This is a genomic window from Nitrospira sp., assembly GCA_016715825.1.
GTDB lineage: Bacteria > Nitrospirota > Nitrospiria > Nitrospirales > Nitrospiraceae > Nitrospira_D.
This window is the reverse complement of sequence record JADJXO010000013.1, coordinates 56,946-72,468: the sequence shown is the minus strand read 5'-3', so window position 1 is coordinate 72,468 and position 15,523 is coordinate 56,946. Positions and strand designations below refer to the sequence as shown.

The following is a 15,523-nucleotide window of genomic DNA, read 5'->3' as shown; positions in this document are numbered from 1 at the left end:
TTGTCAGAGGTAGGCGTAGATGGCGGTATCACTCGCGGGATCGATGACGGCGCGTAGGCGGCCCGCGTCGTCGTAGATGTATTGCGCCTGGTCGGCAACGGCCTGCGTCGGCACAACAGCACCGAGCATCAGCACACAGACCACAGCCGTCAGAAGTTTGGATAGTATCATCGGCTTCATCACCAATCTTTCATCGCCACTCACCACTCACTCGCACATCCCGCTATGGCCACATTGCACTCAAACTCTCACGGAAAAGTAGCCTGTCCCCTTTTCATTCCGCTCGCCATACTTCTTCCATTGATTGGCATTCGGATCGGGCGTCGGCGACTCGTCGAAGTACCAGAACTCGGCCCGCTCGCCCGGCAGGCCGCCCAGGTCGTTCGGGGCGAGGACGGGAATCGGTCGGCTGGGATAGCCCCCGCCCGGCTTACCGAAGTTGAACATGTAGGTTTGCGTGACATGATGATGGGCCGGCGGTGGGGTCACGGGGATGCGATCCACCGGGACCGGGGTAATCGAGACTTTTGTATTGGGCTGGCCGTCCCACCCCATGATGGTCGTCCCGGCCGGGATGATCATGGTCAAATCCGGAATCTCCGGTGGCGAAATGACGGTCTGCGCGCCGGGCGTAATCGGGAAATAGTTCTGACTCACTTCGTGGAGATACACCTGATAGGGCACCACGTTCGCCACGCCGGGCTGAATCGTCATCTGCACCGGCATGTCGGCGGGATAGAGCGCCGAAGGCCCATCGATGAGCAGAACTTGCGATCCCGTGGGCGGATTGGTGAACACAAAATTGCCGCTGGCATCCGTGGTCACACTCTGCTCGGTCGTATGCGACCTTCCCACCACACCCACCATTTCTCTTTCATCCATGACCGTCATCGACAACTCAGCTGTCCCTACTTTCTTTTGAACTCGACTCTTGACATCAAAGACGGTTGCTGTCCCCATTTCCTCTTCTTGAACACAGAATCACTCCGTTTGTTCTCCTTTGATTGACACAACTTTCTGCGCATCCGTGGTGACATATGCTTCAGTAACATTCCATGAGTTAGCCTTGCGTTTCATCCGTACATCCAACACTGCGTCACTTTTTCTGCCTTTCAGCTCAAACACAAAACTAGCTTCACCACCACTTCCTGCATAGTTAACATCAAATCCGCTCCAAAACTTCCAGTTCACTTCCGAAACCGGCCCAACAAGTTCGAGAACGTCCGAGTTAGACTTCGCAAACTGCTCAGCTTTCTGGTATGCGTTGCTTTGGATGGTAAAGAAGCGTAATCCTGAGAAAAGCGCAGTGATCAAAACCACAATAATAATTACGTCTCGCTTTTTAATGCTAAAGAAACTCAAGCTAGCAATCTCCTTGCTGGGAGAAGAAAAGGGGACAGGCTACTTTTAATTGCCTCCCGCATCCCGTTTGCCATACCATGTTGCGACCATGCCTCGCATTCCTCGCGGCTACAGTATCGGCTATGCCTATCACATCTTGAACCGGGGAAACGGGGGCGCCACCGTATTTCATAAGGATGCCGATTATGCCGCCTTCATTGAGCTGCTCGGCACCGCTAAGGCGAGACACTCCATCGACCTATTTGGCTTTTGCCTCATGCCGAATCATTTTCATGTGGTTGTGGCACCCACGACCGTTGATGGTCTCAGTTCCTTTATGCAGTGGTGGATGACCAGTCACGTCCGCCGCTATCATCGGCATTACAAGAGTCTTGGGCATGTGTGGCAAGGCCGCTTCAAGAGTTTTCCCATTCAGCAGGATGGGCATCTGTTGACGGTGCTGCGCTATGTGCTCAACAATCCGGTACGGGCCAAACTGGTCGAGCAAGCAGGGGAGTGGCTGTGGTCCAGTCTCCGGTATCCGAAACTCCTAGCCCCATTGCCGGATTCAGAACGTGCCGACCTCCCACAGTGGCTGGGGCATCCTCTGCACCATGACGAGCTGGACCTGCTCCGTACCTGCGTCAACCGTCAACGACCATTTGGCACGGCTGATTGGATCGCCAGGATAGCGGCGTCAATGGGGCTTGAGTCCACGCTGCGATCGCGCGGTCGGCCACGCCATCATCAACAAAAGTAGCCTGTCCCCTTTTTACGTGCCATTTTTGCGATTGTGTGTGATCTTAGGTGATCGGATTTGGTGGACGCTGCTTCTCCGACGCGTTATTTCTTTTGGCGCGAAAAAACTCCTGCAAGAGGGCTCGGCTCTCCTGTTCGAATAACCCTCCGGCTACCTGTACGCGATGGTTGAATCGACGTTCAGCCGGAATATTCAGGATCGATCCGCATGCCCCGGCTTTGGGATCCCAAGCGCCGAACACGAGCCGAGTGATGCGAGCTTGTATGATCGCTCCGGCGCACATAGGACAAGGCTCCAGCGTTACATAGAGAGTCGTGTCGGTGAGACGCCATGTCCTTAATTGCTCCGCAGCCTTGCGGATGACGATCATCTCCGCATGGGCGGTTGGGTCTTGTGATAGCTCCCGGTAATTGTGAGCAGCGGCGATCACTTCGTTCTGGTGCACCAGTACCGCGCCGATCGGGACTTCTCCTAGCAGCGGAGCGAGCCTAGCCTGTTGGAGGGCCAGCTCCATATAAGGAGCATCCTGGTTGTTCTGTGGCAGTGAATCAGATGGTGTGGAGTCTGTAACGATCACACCGTATGCTAGCACAGGAGCTGGAGGCAGGGACAGGAGGAGCCATGGCCAAGGCGCATGAGTTGTCGGGAAAGATGTCGTTGGAAGCCAAGCTGGCTACGAGCTTATGGCAGCTGGGATGAACGCCCACTGGGTTGAGCCAGCTGAGCCTTTAAATCATCCACTTCCGCTTCACGTTGAATCAGCTGGTCTTTGACCTCTGCCAACTCTTCCGTTCGGCGCTGAAGCTCTTCCCGAGTCTGCGTCAGTAATTCTTCTCGCTCGCCGAGTTGTTGTTGGAGCGTGGTGACCTGGGCATTGGCCGTATCCACCTGAATCTGCAGTTCCGTCAATGTCCTTGTATCTTCGGTCACGCGCGGGGGTGAATTCCAACCCTGAAACATCAGCAGACCAAGAATTCCAGCAAAAACCAGCCCCAGCGCCAAGCCGAACGAGGTCGTGGCGGTGGAGGTGGGAGGAAAGAGGTGTTTCATCCATTCGCCAGGTTCCAGGCTGGGTGTGGCGGATGGGTGAGTAGCCGTCTCGGTCGGAGGCGCCTGAGTGCGTGCTCCCATGATCTTGGTCTTCAACGCGCGGGGAGGCGGGACGAGGTTCAGCGCAAATGGGAGAGAGATTGTGACCGTTTGAACCTCCTTGAGCGCGGTACGGCAAGGCATACATCCAGACAACAGATGAGCTTCCAGGGCTTGCCGTTCAGCTTTTTCTAATGCGCCGATCGCATAGAGCGGAACAGTTTCCTCTAGATCTTCATGCGTCATGCCGACTTGTCCTGTTCCCAGTATGTGTGTAATGACTCGCGTAGCTTCGACATACCCAGTCTAATACGGGCCGAGACGGCGTCTAGTGGCTGACCGAGTCTCGTGGCAATCTCTACCGGCGTGAGGCCTTCGTAGTACGACAATTCAATGGCGTGCCGTTGCGCCAGCGGCAGGTCCGCCAAGGTTGTGCTGATCACGGTTCGTAGCGCCTGATCGGCTGGCGATTCGAACTGCCCGGTCGTTATCTCACTCTGTGCCTCATCAGTGGAGCCGACCTGACGACGAACACGGGATGGAGATGTCCGCAATCGCTCGATGGCTCGACTACGCGTCAGGGTCAACAGCCAGGCGATCGGTGTTCCTCGTCCGACGTCATACCGAACGGTTTTTCTCCATACATCGAGGTACACGCTTTGGAAGACTTCTGCCGCATCTTCTCCGTTCCCCAGGATTCGCACAGCCAGGCTAAAGAGCACGGTGCTCGATTGGTCGTAGAGCCGGCTGAAGGCGAGGTGATCGCCTTTGCCGGCTCGAGCGGCGATTTTCGGATCGATAGCAGATGCGGCGTGCGAAAGAGTTGAGTCCATGGCAATGGTAGTGGTGACGATCGACCCGGTTGTTCAATGACAGGTCACAACTATAGCACCCTCAATGCGCGCCACGAAGAAATCGCGAAAAAGAAGGCGTGTTCGTACGAGTACGAAAAAAGAATTGTTATTGATTTTCAGCGGCCGTTGTTGCGCGTCGGATCGAGTGAGGTGAGAGCTGGACCGGATGGCACGATGCAATCGTTTCCACGACAAGCGCAGTGGTGAATGGGTGCAGGAATGGGCGGATCTGCATACGCCAGGGATCCAACGTACAGATTCCAATATAGGCTGGACCGATATGAATCACAAGTAGGGTGTCGCTGCCAATGGGATGCAACAAGTGGTGTCTAAGTTGATCGAGATGAACGCGGGCTCCTGCCACATATCCGTCGAGGGACTGCAGCGCCACTCGCTCCATAATGGTGATGGTCATCAGCCTGCGTAGGATGAAACGGAACAGGCCATTGATGCCAGGAACTCCAGCGATCCGATTGATGGACAACAAGATGGGAGCTCTTGCCCGTTGTGAACTCCATGTCCATGCCACACTCCATACAGAATCATTCTGGTTTCCCATGGGTGAGAAACGAGACCGGCGAACATCCAGACGCTTCCCATTGCGGACGACACAATCAACCCGTCCGACGACCTGCTGAACGTCGATCTCTTCGTCAGCGCCGGTAACGGCGTCTCCTCGCAGAAAAAGCCGATGGCCTTCGATGCCATGGATGCGGTGGCAAATAAATAGCCGGTCATGGCGGTACACGACAACATCGCCGATCTGCAGGTCGGTCGCATCTTCAAGTTCAAGGCCGTCGCCCGTTTGAATCGTCGGAGCCATACTTTCCGATTGTATGATCGGTGCCATCACTTCCCGCAGGACAAGTCTGTGTACGGCTTCAGGTAACCGCTCTGCTGAGAAACGGGTGGAGGTTGGTGATGGGCTGAGGAGGCGAGAGATCATCGTGAACCGCGGGTTGGTGTGGTGGTGAGCCGATGAAGCACCCGTCGAATCAGATCAAGCGCAGCGGTTGTTAGGTGATAGAAGTGCGAGAGCCTCGTCTTCCAGGGTAGGATTTGTCCTGCCGGACCATACCGGTAGGAGAGGAAAGTTGCTGAAGGGAATAGCCGACGCTTGAGCCAAGCCATCTTATTGCTGTGGGGTTGTGTAAGAAATAACAGAAGGTGACCGACCTCAGGCAGTGGCTCCGTCGTCACCAGCCTCCGAAGCAGCCAGGCCAGTATCCGCTCCTGTCTCTTTGTGGGACCCAGCATCGTCAGAACGCTATCAGGAATGGGGAGTGCGGGGAAGATTTTTACGACATGCGACAGCCCATGAAAGAGAGATACATGCAGTGTGGCCTGCCTGGTTCGTGCCACGATCACCGGCCAATCAGGCCTCTCCTTCTCGATGAGCAGTTTCATGTCATGCACGAAGGAGGCGGACAGATGCCCCCGATGGATGACGCTGTACGCAGTCAGATAGATCAGCAGATCGGCAGTATCGAGGCAGGAAATAGTCGTGGCGTCGAGGGATCTCACCTGCGCACGCCTCCAGACTGAATCGAGTTCTTGCTGATCGAGGTACCACAGGGTTGTGATCAGATCGAGGGAAAGCGCTCCGTCCGCTGACGCATAGGCTGGATTACCATCGATCTGTTGGGTGAAGCCGAGATGACGAAGTGCTCGGTCGATGGCGGGCAAATCAGATTCGTGGACCAGTAGGTCGACATCTGAGAGGGGGCGAGCCCCTCGGACTCCGTAGAGACGTGAAAGAACATCCGCGCCTTTCAGGACGATGAAGGCGATTTCTTGTTGATGAAACCGTTGAGCGATCAGCGTGAATTCTTCCAGGATCGCCCGATTTCTGATGCTGACCTGAGTATAGGCCTCAAGCAGGTCGTCGAGGGTCGAGGAGGGCATGGGTACGCTGCTCCAGTTTCGCCCATTCCTGATAGTGGGGCAGGCAGACGCTCATATCGCCGGTTTCCAGCCACGCATCGTTCCGTCCCTGCCGGCAGTAGGATCTGACATCACAGGTCGGACATTCGTACCGATCATTCGGGTGAGCCTCGTCGACGGTTCGTTTGAGGTATTCCCATCCTTCCTTGACCGTACCGGTTTTCAGATCGTACTGAGGGATTGGAAAGGCTGTGCACAGATTCATCTCGCCGTAGGGTGTAATGGCAAACCGAGTGTGGCCACAGGCGCATTCGATGAATCCGTCGGCAGCCAGGCAGGATTCTTCGACAGGCGCTGATCCCCACTGAGGGAGCATGGCTTGATCAAGCCGGATCTTTGTTTCGGCGGAAAGCCGGTATTGGAGTGGCGTGAGGTCTCCGGTTACGGTCGGCGTCAGATCAAACGTATACTGAAATTTGCATCTCAATTCTTCGGCGATGGATCGGCACAGGTGAATCTCCTCGTAGTTGAGGGAGGTGACCGGCATGCGCACGACGATTGGGACAGCGCTTGAGGCTAGAAGAGCGAGCCCACGACGAAACGCGGCATACGATCCCACAACGGCCGTCATCCGTTCATACGTGGCGGCCGTCGCGCCGTATATCGATACGCAGGCCTGTTCGGTGCCGACGTCATGGAGTAAGCGCACGAACTCGGACGTCACCCGTGTGGCATTGGTGAGTATTTGAATCACCAGCCCTAGCTGTCGGGTGTGGCCGAAAATCTCCTGAAAGTCCGGACGAGTGCCAAGCTCGCCACCGGTAAACGTTACGGTGAGTATGCCGAGTTCAGCCAATTGATCAAGGATTGTTCGGATCTCTCGGGTGGTGAGTTCATGCGACAGGGCGCGATGGGTCGGGTTGAAGCAATGAACGCAGCGCAAATTGCAGCCGTAGGTGAGTTCAAAGGTCACGCTGTCCGGATGGCGTCGTTGTTGCGCCTTCCAGGATAACTCGGCCAAGAATGTGTCGGCGTCGAGCTGTTTCATGTGGTGGCCGTGTGAAGCTCCGATGAGCAACTGAGCAAGAAGTCGACGATGTCGAGCTGGTTCAGAAAGGCCAGGCTTCGGCAGGGCATGGCCGTGGTCAACGAGGTCAGTACATCCAGCGTGGTCTCTACACCGGAGCGATCCCAGTGGGGAAGGAACGCTTGTTGGAGCATTCGGGTCACCACCGTGGACGGTGTCAGTGGCTCGATCCGGTGTCGCTCCTGCCCATGCTGAATACAATAGAGCGCCGTCATCGGCGCCGATGCGTTCGTGGCGTACTGCCCTGACCCAACCCACGGCGTGCCAAACAGGACAAAACCGTCGTCCCGCATCCGTACAATAACTCGCTCATCGCTCAGGACCGTGGCGCCTCGGTCGGCGAACAGTTCCGCAATGGTTGATTTGCCGGCCCCTGACGGGCCGGTGAACACATAGCCCTGCCCGCACAATGAGAGGCCCGATGCATGCAAGAGAAATCCTCCTTCACGAGCGAGGCGCGACAATAAACAGACTTCGATGAGTGGGTTAAAGAGCTGCATAGGGCTCCATCCGACCTGCCCATCCGAGAGATTGGGGAGAATCCATGCTTGCACTGAACGGTAGTCGTCTGAAATACAGGCCCGCACCCGTGGTTGGAGAATTTTAGGGTCAAGGGATTCGAACAGCAGTCCAGTCTTCGATTCAAAGAGCGTCCAACAGCCGTGCGACGAATCGAATTGAAGCTCTCCTGCCGGAAGATCGGGGAGCGGAGAGACCACCGTCACGTCGACCTGCATATCCGGGGACGGAATCGAAGGGGTAAGAAATCTATCGAATGGGCGAAGCGGCCAAGTGAGGCAGGGATGATTGTCCGGTTCGTGAACATGCACCGTGTAGCCGCCAATCTGAACAGTCAGATCCATGGTGCTCCTACGACGCCCGAGGACCGGAGTCGTGGCATGTCCTTCCCATGAACATGACCGGCAGACGTGAACGCTTGCAGCCGGCCGGAGTTGCACCAGGGAAGTTGCTACATCCGGTTGGAGGGCGGCAGCCCGTCATTGCTGCGGCCGATATGGACATGGTGGCTAGGCTACAGGTGGCCAAAATAGCTTGCTCTTGGTCCAGCACGACTTCGTAGAGCTGTGGTGGCGTATAGGGTTTCTTGCCGTTCATATCGAGATTCCTCCTGAAGAAAGAGCAGCTAGATGTTCAACCACGAGAGACACCAAGGGGGTGAAGCAGCGTCTGTTGTGTTGCCATTTCTGCACGGGCTAAGGCGACGTCGCAATTGTAAGGAACCGGTGACTCGGGATTTCCGCATTCCCAACGTGCCTCTGTCGGCTTCTTGTCGCAGAAAGACTGAAGCTCGCAGGTTTTGCAGGGAACGTCCTGGTGATAGCGTAAGGATGCAATATCCGTAAAGAGCCGTTCGATCGCGTCGCGAAGGGAATAGGTCCGCAGCGAATAGCGTCGTTCATACTGCATGGTGCAGGTGCCGAGTTCTCCTCGCGCATTAATATGAATCGTGTTCGTGCCGCAGCCGCAGCGGTAGAGTCGATCCGGGGGCCGTTGTAATAGTTCCGTGGCTACCCGGCATTCCTCTTCGGAGGGCTCCCCTCCCATCAATTCCACCTGCACCATGGCTACATCGGAGGGAGTCAATCGGTGCGACAAGGAAGACAGATCCCCGTCGAGCCGGGGTGACAGCGCTGTGGTGAGACTGAACGGTTGCCCGAAAGACTCGACAAAATCTTTGATCGCCGGTAACTCCTGTCGGTTCCAATTCATTCCTTTCGTCTTTAGGGTAAAGGGGAGATCGGCTGTTCGAAGGAGTTCCAGCCCGCGCCGAAACGCTCGAAAGGAGCCAGGTACTTGCGTGAACCAATCGAAGGAGGATTCGTCGATGGAATGGCAGGAAATGTCGATCGTAAACGGAGGCCGATTCTGAAGTCGTGCCACCATCGCCTCGGTAAACAGGGTACCGTTGGTATAGAGTTGGAGCAGGAACCCGCGGTGATAGGCGTGGTCATAGATGTCCCAAAACCGAGGGTGCTGAAACACCTCACCTCCCGTCAAGTTCAACCAGAGAATTCCGAGTTGAGCCATGTCATCGATCAGTCGAGTGATTTCGGAGAGGGACAGCTCTTGAGCGATCCAGTCCTTGTTGTTGTAGGGATCGGTATAGCAGTGGCGGCAATGGAGGTTGCATCGGTATGTCAATTCGAGCTGCGCGTTCGTGACGTGATGGGCGTCTGTGGCGTGAGTATGTATCCGTCGGCTGAATTCGCCGTAGGCCATAGCGGGGAGCTTACGTGCATCAGACATGCGTGACCTCGGGGCGGAGGAGATCGGTCGTGGCTTCGTGTTTCCATCGACAGCCGAAGGAAGGTAGGTGGCCGTAAAATCCTTCCTGGAACGATCCCTTCCGCAGATCATAGCCCTGAGCACGGTTTCCTGAGCATAGTTGGAGAACGCCGTACGCGTCGATGTGAAATCGTCGCACCCCGCTGCGGCAGGGGCGTGTGTCCGGGACTTGTTTTTGGCAGGCCTCGCGTAAGAGCTGCGTATCCTGACGATGGAGTTCGTCGAGAGCCTCCGGTGCAAGCGCAAACTGAAAGGGAGCACCGGACCCATCAAGTGCCGGTCGAATCTCTTCACCAAGTTTGTAGCCTACGGATTCGATGGTGTCGACATAGCGCTTGATGGGGAGAATCTCGTGTTGGTTCAACGTCAAGGCTGTCGACTTGAGCGTCAGAGGAATTCGCCGCTCGGTCAACCAGCCGATTGCTTGCCGACACCGCTGGAACGATCCTCGCCCCAACGTGACTTGTTCGAAGGTGGTTTCCGTTATCCCGTGTAAGCTGATTTCGACTCGGTGAGGAGGGAGCGCCGCCAAGCGGTCGGCGATCGACTCGGTGATCAAGGTCCCATTGGTAAACAGCGTCACCAGAAATCCTCGTGTGATCGCTCGTTCATAGATCTGGAAAAAGTCGGGACGTGCGAGCGGTTCACCGCCGGTCAGGCAAAGTTCCAGGCAGCCGGCTTCGGCGAGTTCCTCCATAATGCGAAGCACCTCGACGGTCGACAGCTCTTGTCGGATCCGCTCCGGTTCATTGAAGCAGTCCGTGTAGCACATGATGCAATGCAGATTACAACGACAGGTGACTTCCCATTGACAGGCGAGGGGGAAGCGATCAGGCAGGTGATCCAGCTTACGTCGCTGAACCATCGTGGGTGGGTACCTCCTGAATAGCCCCGATCATGCGCAGATCTGCCAATAAGGTCTCGAAGTCGTGATGCAGCTGTTCCATAGCGACATCGTAGATGTCACCGATTTCCTGTTCAATGGACAGCGTTGAGCGTATCCCATCGATGGAATTCCAGAAGGCGGCACCGGTCTCGTTCAGGACGTAGATGCTGTTGGCCTCTGCCAGCTTCCGGCGGATTGGAACGAGGATACATTCGCCTGCGACCTCTCGCTGGACGAAATCGGAGTGCTTCGTGTAGACCGGAGAAGACGACATCGTCGGGAGGATACCAAATATATCGCCTACCTTCCAGGGGTTTTCTTCGTGCTCGTGGTCGCACCCCGGAACGGGATCAGGATTGGGGATCGATAGACGTGGGCCAACTCAAAATGACGAAACCATTGGCCCAGTTGAGTGCATGAATGGTGGCGCCGGTCTCGGTCGCTTCCGAACGGAGCTCTTCTTCGGTTCTGAAGATATGAAGGAAATGACTTTGATGGCAGGTATCACCCGGCTGGTAACTCTTGTTGGCTCCGGGCAGCTTCATGATCTGTCTGGCCAGCGCGAGCGTCGCTCGGTAGGTCGTCGTTTCGGGCTCCCGATCAACCATGAAGTTCAAAATGGCCCGTCCCTGTGGCTTGAGGGAAGTGCGTATGTTTTGTAGCCAGGTTTGTCGTTGACGTTTTCCAGGGATCGCGCTGTACATGACACTTGGCAACAGGACGTAGTCGACACTGCCGGCTCTCACCGGTATAGCCAAGAAACTGGCCTGAACAAACCAGACAGACGCACTCCGCGCAGTTGCTCGCTGGATGGCCCAGTGCAAGGCCTCGAAATGCAGTTCGAGGCCCACCACACGATAGCCTTGTTGCGCAATGGCGATGGATTCGCGTCCCACACCGGTCCCTAGAACTAAGACCATGCCAGGCCTGCCCATATGGTGGGCCAATACGTCTTCTTCCCATGGTTCGAGTGCCCAGATAGGGGAGTACTCTGGGTATTGAGCCGGCGCATTGTGATAGGTGTGCCCATAGTGGGCCTGAAGATAACGAGTGAGCTCGTCGGGGGACGCGACGGCCGGGAGCACACCGGTCAGCAGCTGCTGAATACGAAACAGAAATGTGATGATGCGGGTACTGATGCCGTCAAAGATTCTGATGCAGAGAATTAGGATACGCACATCTTATTTCCTACCATCCAGAAAGTATGGTGCGATACGGCCTGCGGCTTCTGTTGCCCCAGTGGGCGGAGGTGGATCGGTCTGAAGCGCAGGCATCTCGATGGCCTTGATAAGTGTCAGATCCCATTGGCCTGATTCGAAATTGGGCATCGACAGTTCTACTCCTCGTCCATACTGGCGCAGATAATCCACCAGCGGTTGTTCATCGGCAAAGTTGTACCGTCGCACATAGACCAGAGGTGTCTGCAGTGCCACCGCTTCCACCAATGTCCCGTAGCCCGGTTTGGTCATGACGATATCGACGGAGGCCAGCAAGGTTTTAAACGAAAACGGCAAGGACTTGGTAGAGACGAATCGCCTGCTTGTCGATGGGATGGAGCCGTCGAAGAGGAAGCGGTAGCCGGGAAGTGATTCCACTGTTTCAAATGGGAGCGCATCAAGGGGAATTCCTCCGAATCCGATGAGGACCGCGCGTTCTCCGGGCCTCAGCTTCAGCAGCTCGGTGAGTTGTTCACGCGCTGAAGGAGCCGGCTCGGCGATCGGGCCAATGTCGATCAACTTGTTGAAGACCGTCATGGTAGGAGCCGGCGTAATTCGTAGTGCGAGATCAGCCTCACGATAGGCTTGTCGGATCGACTGGATGAGTGCCCGTCCGTCGATCGATGGAGGAGGCTCGTACTCGGATAGGACCAGGTCCCACGTCAGACTGACGAGTGCGACGGTGGCAATGCCGGCGGTCTTTCCCGCTGCCAGAGCCAAGTACGGAGTATCGGCCAAGACAAGATCCGGAGCGGCGGCCCGCATGGCGTCAACCTCAGTTTGAAGGCGACCGTTCCAGGTCTTGTGGAATCGCTCATGTTCGTGCCAGGTCGCTTCCACGTCGATCGTCATGGGGCCGTTTTGAATGCAACCGATGTCCTGCTGCGCAGCACTCATTTCCCAGGGCATCGTGAGACGATCCGTGAAGAATGAGGCAGGGACAGTGGTCCGAAGGAGAACGCGAAGATTCGGAACGAGACGGCCTAATGCATTGAGTACCGGTACGACTTGTGCGGCGTGGCCGAATCCATGTCCTGAGACGGCAGCCCAGATCAACGGCATAGTGAGAAGTGTGTGGAGGCCACGAATGACAACGGGTGCAGAGAAAATCTACTCAACTAGTGGAGTGGTCTGATTCCATGGGGGCGATGTTATACATCAACTCAAGATCAAACTCATCCACCAGTTCGTTGAAGGCGCCGGCCCCCATATCAGAACGAACTTCGGCCATGACGAGGTCAATGGCTGGAGCCGCATGTTGCCCATATTGCGTGACGGCTGATTCAATACGTTTTCTGGCATCGTCGAGGTTCACGTGGTCACTCCTTACTCTCCATAGTGAATTCTTCACCCAAGGGAGCGCAACAGCTCCTGCATGTCCGGCACGAGATCCTTCCCTCCATTGGATCGTCCCGAAAGGACGGCATCGATCCCGGCGGTCAGAACCGGTTTGGCATCGGCGTTTCGTCCTAGTTGGACCAATGCCCGTCCCAGGGCCAGATGAGAAGCCGCATGGGTCGGATCCAGTTGCGTGGCGACCGTCAGATGCTCAATGGCCTCTTCCACACTCCCATTCTCTTGAAGGATCTTGTTGCCAAGCCCATAGCGCCCCAGGAAACCTTTCGGATTTTTGGCAACCATCTGGCGAAAAGCGTCAATGTTCATGATGCATGACTCCGATGTTTGAACGGTACTATAGCATTGGAGCAGCGGGATCGGCCAGATGGGAGAGTCGGATCGGGGGTGTAAGATTGTCTAGGGTCTTGGCGTGGTCGTGGGAACAATGGACAGAGTAGGCTGTGTGGTCGATGGCCTCCGCGATTTCACGGTTACTGTGCGGATGCCGGACTGTGGGGCTGGGGCGCTGCTGGCCATGTATTGCGTGGTGTCCCGAACGAGTTGGCTGGTTAAGTCAGTGAGACAGGCCTCGATGACATGTCCCTTCAGCTCATCGATCATAACCGGGGTGGCGCCGAACAAATTATACCGGACTGTACCGGAAGAGTTGGCTTCATACCGTGTGACCTGGCCGTCCCACCGCGCAAGCTCAAGACCGACAGTGGCTGCATAATCATATTCAAGATCGATGAAAGGTGAAAGGAGAAACATGGAGCCGCCGATGATGATGCCTTTGAACGCGGCCATCCAGGGGTGCGGCTCGATGGCTTCGTTCATCGTGATGCGCGCAGAGACGGTTTTCTCGCCGAGCGAATCAGACTGTCCGCCGAGTGGAATCAGTGTCGAAAAGAGACTGGTATCCTGCATTCTGTTGAGAATGCGACGCTCTGCTTCGGTCGAGGGATCTTGCGGTGCTCCGTTTCGCGAGAGGTGAAACGAATTCATGACCAAGGGAACCCGCTCGTTGCTGGGGAGGGAGTGGGTGATAGCGGCTTGTGATTCCATAGAGGCGGGCGCCACCTCGATTGATCGAGCGCATCCGATCGACAGACCCAAGACGACTCCCATGAAGCCTATGATCGCCCAGCGAAAGGTGTATCTCGTCATGATTGTTGTCTCCTCAGAAATAAAATGAGAAGCCACCAAATGGCAGGCTTGCATTCAGCCCAAGATTCGGGAATGCCGTCCCGGCGTTGGAGATATGATGGAAGCGGTAGCCGGCGTTGACGGCAAGTTGCGGGGTCAGAAACCATGATACGCCGACTCCCCCGAGGAGCACGAAGTTGAACTCATTGGCTTGTTCACGAATGCGCCCGCCAAGATCCGTCCAGAACGGCCCACCGGCGAATTCCATATAGGGTCGAAGACGCCCCAAAGCGACGAACGTATATTTGATCCTCGGTGTGAATCCGATGCCATGCGTCACCAGCGGCTCTCGAAACTCTAAGTACACCATCTCCGCTCCGAGCGAGACTTGTCCACGATACCAGCTGTCGCCGATGGGATCGGTGATCGTCATCATCCACGACGGCATGACGGCCGGTCCGTGCTGTTTGGTCTTATGCAGTTCTGTGAGCCGGTGCGAGAACATATAGCCGGCCGTGATGCCAACCTCTTGTGTCCCGACCGTAATGGTCGGGACGACATCCCCGGCCTGGACGCTGGATACTGTCAGAACGGTGCCGAGCGCTATGGCAGCGAAGATGCGAACGCAATAGTCCATGCTGTCTCCACGTCACTACCTTGTCGGCTCATGTCGGGTGAAACTTGATCAAGAGCTGTCCAGACGCGATGCTTCAAAGCGTAGCAGAGGACGAAATTCTGTCCAGGAGTTCGCGGAGATTCTAGGAAATGCCTGTGGGAGAAGGATCGGGGGCAATTGAAGGCCAGGCTATTTGCTGGACTTGAGGTGTGAGAGATGGTCTGAATCAGCCTGCAACTCAGGCAACGCATAGCGCTGATCGAGCGCAACCACACGCTCGAGACATCGTAGCGCAGAAGTGTAATCCTGACGTGTCTCGTAGATTGTTGTGAGGAGGCGGAGGACTGCGGCTTCAGCCGGTTCGTTGCCGAGCTTGATGTAGTGTTCAGAGGCGTTGTTGAGGCAACGCTCGGCTCTGAGGAGATCTTCTTGATCGAGATAGCACTTGCCGAGTTGGCTATATGTGACGGCCAGTCCTTCTTCGTTGCCCACCGTGCGATGATGATCGAGGGCCTGTTTAAATGATGCCACAGCCTGGTCCCATTGGCCGTCTCGGGCCTCTTGAAGTGCGAGGTTATTGTAAAGAATCCCGAGTCCTCGGTTGTCTTGGAGCTGGCGCAAAAGATCCATGGCTTCAAGATAGTAGGGATGCGCTTTTTCGGGATGATCGGACGCGATATGAAGATTGCCGAGGTTGACCAGGGTGTGGGCTACGGCCGTGAGGTTGTGCTCAGTCCGTTGGATCTGGAGCACTTCTCGATAGCAGTCTTCCGCACGGGAAAACTCATTCATGAGCGCGTAGGTATTGCCGAGGTTTCCAAGGGAAGCCGAAAGCGCATGCTGATTGACGACTGTTCGATCATCGGCCACCGCCGCTTCCCAGGCAGCGCGGGCCTGAACGAGGTCTCCGCGATGAAGAAAAATCCTGGCCCGATGTTTATCGTCGTCCGACATGGGATTTGTTGTCCGTGAAGCCCGCTTCGCCTCAGCGAGGCGAG

The 15,523-nt window shown here is 56.0% G+C and carries 22 protein-coding genes; 1 reads left to right on the top strand and 21 read right to left on the bottom strand.

The features are described 5' to 3' along the window. Nucleotides 1–3 precede the first annotated feature (3 nt). Genes IPM58_17320 through IPM58_17310 form a run of 3 tightly spaced genes read right to left on the bottom strand, consistent with a single transcriptional unit; the run spans nucleotide 4 to nucleotide 1,362 of the window. Nucleotides 4–180, bottom strand: a complete 177-nt coding sequence (locus IPM58_17320) for an RHS repeat protein (protein ID MBK9308799.1) — start codon at nucleotides 178–180, stop codon at nucleotides 4–6. Nucleotides 181–240: 60 nt separating this feature from the next. Then, nucleotides 241–960 (bottom strand): hypothetical protein, encoded by a 720-nt coding sequence (locus IPM58_17315; GenBank protein MBK9308798.1) that lies wholly within the window; start codon nucleotides 958–960, stop codon nucleotides 241–243. A gap of 21 nt (nucleotides 961–981) precedes the next feature. Next, nucleotides 982–1,362: a hypothetical protein gene (locus IPM58_17310; GenBank protein ID MBK9308797.1), complete on the bottom strand. Its 381-nt coding sequence runs from the start codon at nucleotides 1,360–1,362 to the stop codon at nucleotides 982–984. 88 nt (nucleotides 1,363–1,450) lie between these two features. On the opposite strand from IPM58_17310, the gene IPM58_17305 reads away from it, so the two are divergent. Continuing rightward, nucleotides 1,451–2,101: a transposase gene (locus IPM58_17305; protein ID MBK9308796.1), complete on the top strand. Its 651-nt coding sequence runs from the start codon at nucleotides 1,451–1,453 to the stop codon at nucleotides 2,099–2,101. A 43-nt stretch (nucleotides 2,102–2,144) separates the two neighbouring features. Here the strand turns inward: IPM58_17305 and IPM58_17300 are convergent, their stop codons facing one another. From IPM58_17300 to IPM58_17215, 18 genes are all read right to left on the bottom strand, one after another. After that, on the bottom strand, nucleotides 2,145–2,615 hold the full coding sequence (locus IPM58_17300) for a nucleoside deaminase (protein MBK9308795.1): 471 nt from the start codon (nucleotides 2,613–2,615) through the stop codon (nucleotides 2,145–2,147). 167 nt (nucleotides 2,616–2,782) lie between these two features. Next, nucleotides 2,783–3,436 (bottom strand): hypothetical protein, encoded by a 654-nt coding sequence (locus tag IPM58_17295; protein ID MBK9308794.1) that lies wholly within the window; start codon nucleotides 3,434–3,436, stop codon nucleotides 2,783–2,785. Beyond that, nucleotides 3,433–4,023, bottom strand: coding sequence for a sigma-70 family RNA polymerase sigma factor (locus tag IPM58_17290; protein MBK9308793.1), 591 nt, complete (start codon nucleotides 4,021–4,023; stop codon nucleotides 3,433–3,435). The genes IPM58_17295 and IPM58_17290 overlap by 4 nt, the downstream gene beginning before the upstream one ends. 127 nt (nucleotides 4,024–4,150) lie before the next feature. After that, complete coding sequence (locus IPM58_17285; protein MBK9308792.1) at nucleotides 4,151–4,894, bottom strand: S24/S26 family peptidase; 744 nt, start codon at nucleotides 4,892–4,894, stop codon at nucleotides 4,151–4,153. A gap of 92 nt (nucleotides 4,895–4,986) precedes the next feature. Then, nucleotides 4,987–5,949: a nucleotidyltransferase family protein gene (locus IPM58_17280; protein ID MBK9308791.1), complete on the bottom strand. Its 963-nt coding sequence runs from the start codon at nucleotides 5,947–5,949 to the stop codon at nucleotides 4,987–4,989. Then, the gene (locus tag IPM58_17275; GenBank protein ID MBK9308790.1) at nucleotides 5,918–6,976 is read right to left on the bottom strand and encodes a radical SAM protein; all 1,059 of its coding nucleotides are present in this window, start codon (nucleotides 6,974–6,976) and stop codon (nucleotides 5,918–5,920) included. Before IPM58_17275 ends, IPM58_17280 begins: the two co-directional genes overlap by 32 nt. Further along, complete coding sequence (locus IPM58_17270) at nucleotides 6,973–7,878, bottom strand: hypothetical protein (GenBank protein ID MBK9308789.1); 906 nt, start codon at nucleotides 7,876–7,878, stop codon at nucleotides 6,973–6,975. Before IPM58_17270 ends, IPM58_17275 begins: the two co-directional genes overlap by 4 nt. 7 nt (nucleotides 7,879–7,885) lie before the next feature. After that, complete coding sequence (locus IPM58_17265) at nucleotides 7,886–8,131, bottom strand: hypothetical protein (GenBank protein MBK9308788.1); 246 nt, start codon at nucleotides 8,129–8,131, stop codon at nucleotides 7,886–7,888. Nucleotides 8,132–8,167: 36 nt separating this feature from the next. Next, on the bottom strand, nucleotides 8,168–9,283 hold the full coding sequence (locus IPM58_17260; GenBank protein MBK9308787.1) for a radical SAM protein: 1,116 nt from the start codon (nucleotides 9,281–9,283) through the stop codon (nucleotides 8,168–8,170). After that, a complete protein-coding gene (locus tag IPM58_17255; GenBank protein ID MBK9308786.1) occupies nucleotides 9,276–10,187 on the bottom strand; it encodes a radical SAM protein in 912 nt (303 codons plus the stop codon). The genes IPM58_17260 and IPM58_17255 overlap by 8 nt, the downstream gene beginning before the upstream one ends. Beyond that, nucleotides 10,171–10,482, bottom strand: a complete 312-nt coding sequence (locus IPM58_17250; GenBank protein MBK9308785.1) for a PqqD family protein — start codon at nucleotides 10,480–10,482, stop codon at nucleotides 10,171–10,173. The genes IPM58_17255 and IPM58_17250 overlap by 17 nt, the downstream gene beginning before the upstream one ends. 76 nt (nucleotides 10,483–10,558) lie before the next feature. After that, nucleotides 10,559–11,386, bottom strand: coding sequence for a class I SAM-dependent methyltransferase (locus tag IPM58_17245; protein MBK9308784.1), 828 nt, complete (start codon nucleotides 11,384–11,386; stop codon nucleotides 10,559–10,561). Between the two features lie 3 nt (nucleotides 11,387–11,389). After that, a complete protein-coding gene (locus IPM58_17240; GenBank protein ID MBK9308783.1) occupies nucleotides 11,390–12,487 on the bottom strand; it encodes a hypothetical protein in 1,098 nt (365 codons plus the stop codon). A gap of 52 nt (nucleotides 12,488–12,539) precedes the next feature. Further along, nucleotides 12,540–12,740: a hypothetical protein gene (locus IPM58_17235; GenBank protein ID MBK9308782.1), complete on the bottom strand. Its 201-nt coding sequence runs from the start codon at nucleotides 12,738–12,740 to the stop codon at nucleotides 12,540–12,542. A gap of 32 nt (nucleotides 12,741–12,772) precedes the next feature. Next, nucleotides 12,773–13,090: a tetratricopeptide repeat protein gene (locus IPM58_17230; protein ID MBK9308781.1), complete on the bottom strand. Its 318-nt coding sequence runs from the start codon at nucleotides 13,088–13,090 to the stop codon at nucleotides 12,773–12,775. A 90-nt stretch (nucleotides 13,091–13,180) separates the two neighbouring features. Further along, on the bottom strand, nucleotides 13,181–13,930 hold the full coding sequence (locus IPM58_17225) for a hypothetical protein (protein MBK9308780.1): 750 nt from the start codon (nucleotides 13,928–13,930) through the stop codon (nucleotides 13,181–13,183). Between the two features lie 13 nt (nucleotides 13,931–13,943). Further along, nucleotides 13,944–14,546, bottom strand: a complete 603-nt coding sequence (locus IPM58_17220; protein ID MBK9308779.1) for an acyloxyacyl hydrolase — start codon at nucleotides 14,544–14,546, stop codon at nucleotides 13,944–13,946. A 168-nt stretch (nucleotides 14,547–14,714) separates the two neighbouring features. Continuing rightward, nucleotides 14,715–15,479: a tetratricopeptide repeat protein gene (locus tag IPM58_17215; protein ID MBK9308778.1), complete on the bottom strand. Its 765-nt coding sequence runs from the start codon at nucleotides 15,477–15,479 to the stop codon at nucleotides 14,715–14,717. Nucleotides 15,480–15,523: the final 44 nt, after the last annotated feature.

Bases quoted from the DNA above. Each gene is read 5' to 3' on its own strand.
- IPM58_17320 (MBK9308799.1), bottom strand. From the start codon at position 180: ATGAAGCCGATGATACTATCCAAACTTCTGACGGCTGTGGTCTGTGTG.
- IPM58_17315 (MBK9308798.1), bottom strand. From the start codon at position 960: ATGGGGACAGCAACCGTCTTTGATGTCAAGAGTCGAGTTCAAAAGAAA.
- IPM58_17305 (MBK9308796.1), top strand. From the start codon at position 1,451: ATGCCTCGCATTCCTCGCGGCTACAGTATCGGCTATGCCTATCACATC.
- IPM58_17300 (MBK9308795.1), bottom strand. From the start codon at position 2,615: ATGGAGCTGGCCCTCCAACAGGCTAGGCTCGCTCCGCTGCTAGGAGAA.
- IPM58_17295 (MBK9308794.1), bottom strand. From the start codon at position 3,436: ATGACGCATGAAGATCTAGAGGAAACTGTTCCGCTCTATGCGATCGGC.
- IPM58_17290 (MBK9308793.1), bottom strand. From the start codon at position 4,023: ATGGACTCAACTCTTTCGCACGCCGCATCTGCTATCGATCCGAAAATC.
- IPM58_17285 (MBK9308792.1), bottom strand. From the start codon at position 4,894: ATGGCACCGATCATACAATCGGAAAGTATGGCTCCGACGATTCAAACG.
- IPM58_17280 (MBK9308791.1), bottom strand. From the start codon at position 5,949: ATGCCCTCCTCGACCCTCGACGACCTGCTTGAGGCCTATACTCAGGTC.
- IPM58_17275 (MBK9308790.1), bottom strand. From the start codon at position 6,976: ATGAAACAGCTCGACGCCGACACATTCTTGGCCGAGTTATCCTGGAAG.
- IPM58_17270 (MBK9308789.1), bottom strand. From the start codon at position 7,878: ATGGATCTGACTGTTCAGATTGGCGGCTACACGGTGCATGTTCACGAA.
- IPM58_17265 (MBK9308788.1), bottom strand. From the start codon at position 8,131: ATGAACGGCAAGAAACCCTATACGCCACCACAGCTCTACGAAGTCGTG.
- IPM58_17260 (MBK9308787.1), bottom strand. From the start codon at position 9,283: ATGTCTGATGCACGTAAGCTCCCCGCTATGGCCTACGGCGAATTCAGC.
- IPM58_17255 (MBK9308786.1), bottom strand. From the start codon at position 10,187: ATGGTTCAGCGACGTAAGCTGGATCACCTGCCTGATCGCTTCCCCCTC.
- IPM58_17250 (MBK9308785.1), bottom strand. From the start codon at position 10,482: ATGTCGTCTTCTCCGGTCTACACGAAGCACTCCGATTTCGTCCAGCGA.
- IPM58_17240 (MBK9308783.1), bottom strand. From the start codon at position 12,487: ATGCCGTTGATCTGGGCTGCCGTCTCAGGACATGGATTCGGCCACGCC.
- IPM58_17230 (MBK9308781.1), bottom strand. From the start codon at position 13,090: ATGAACATTGACGCTTTTCGCCAGATGGTTGCCAAAAATCCGAAAGGT.
- IPM58_17225 (MBK9308780.1), bottom strand. From the start codon at position 13,930: ATGACGAGATACACCTTTCGCTGGGCGATCATAGGCTTCATGGGAGTC.
- IPM58_17220 (MBK9308779.1), bottom strand. From the start codon at position 14,546: ATGGACTATTGCGTTCGCATCTTCGCTGCCATAGCGCTCGGCACCGTT.
- IPM58_17215 (MBK9308778.1), bottom strand. From the start codon at position 15,479: ATGTCGGACGACGATAAACATCGGGCCAGGATTTTTCTTCATCGCGGA.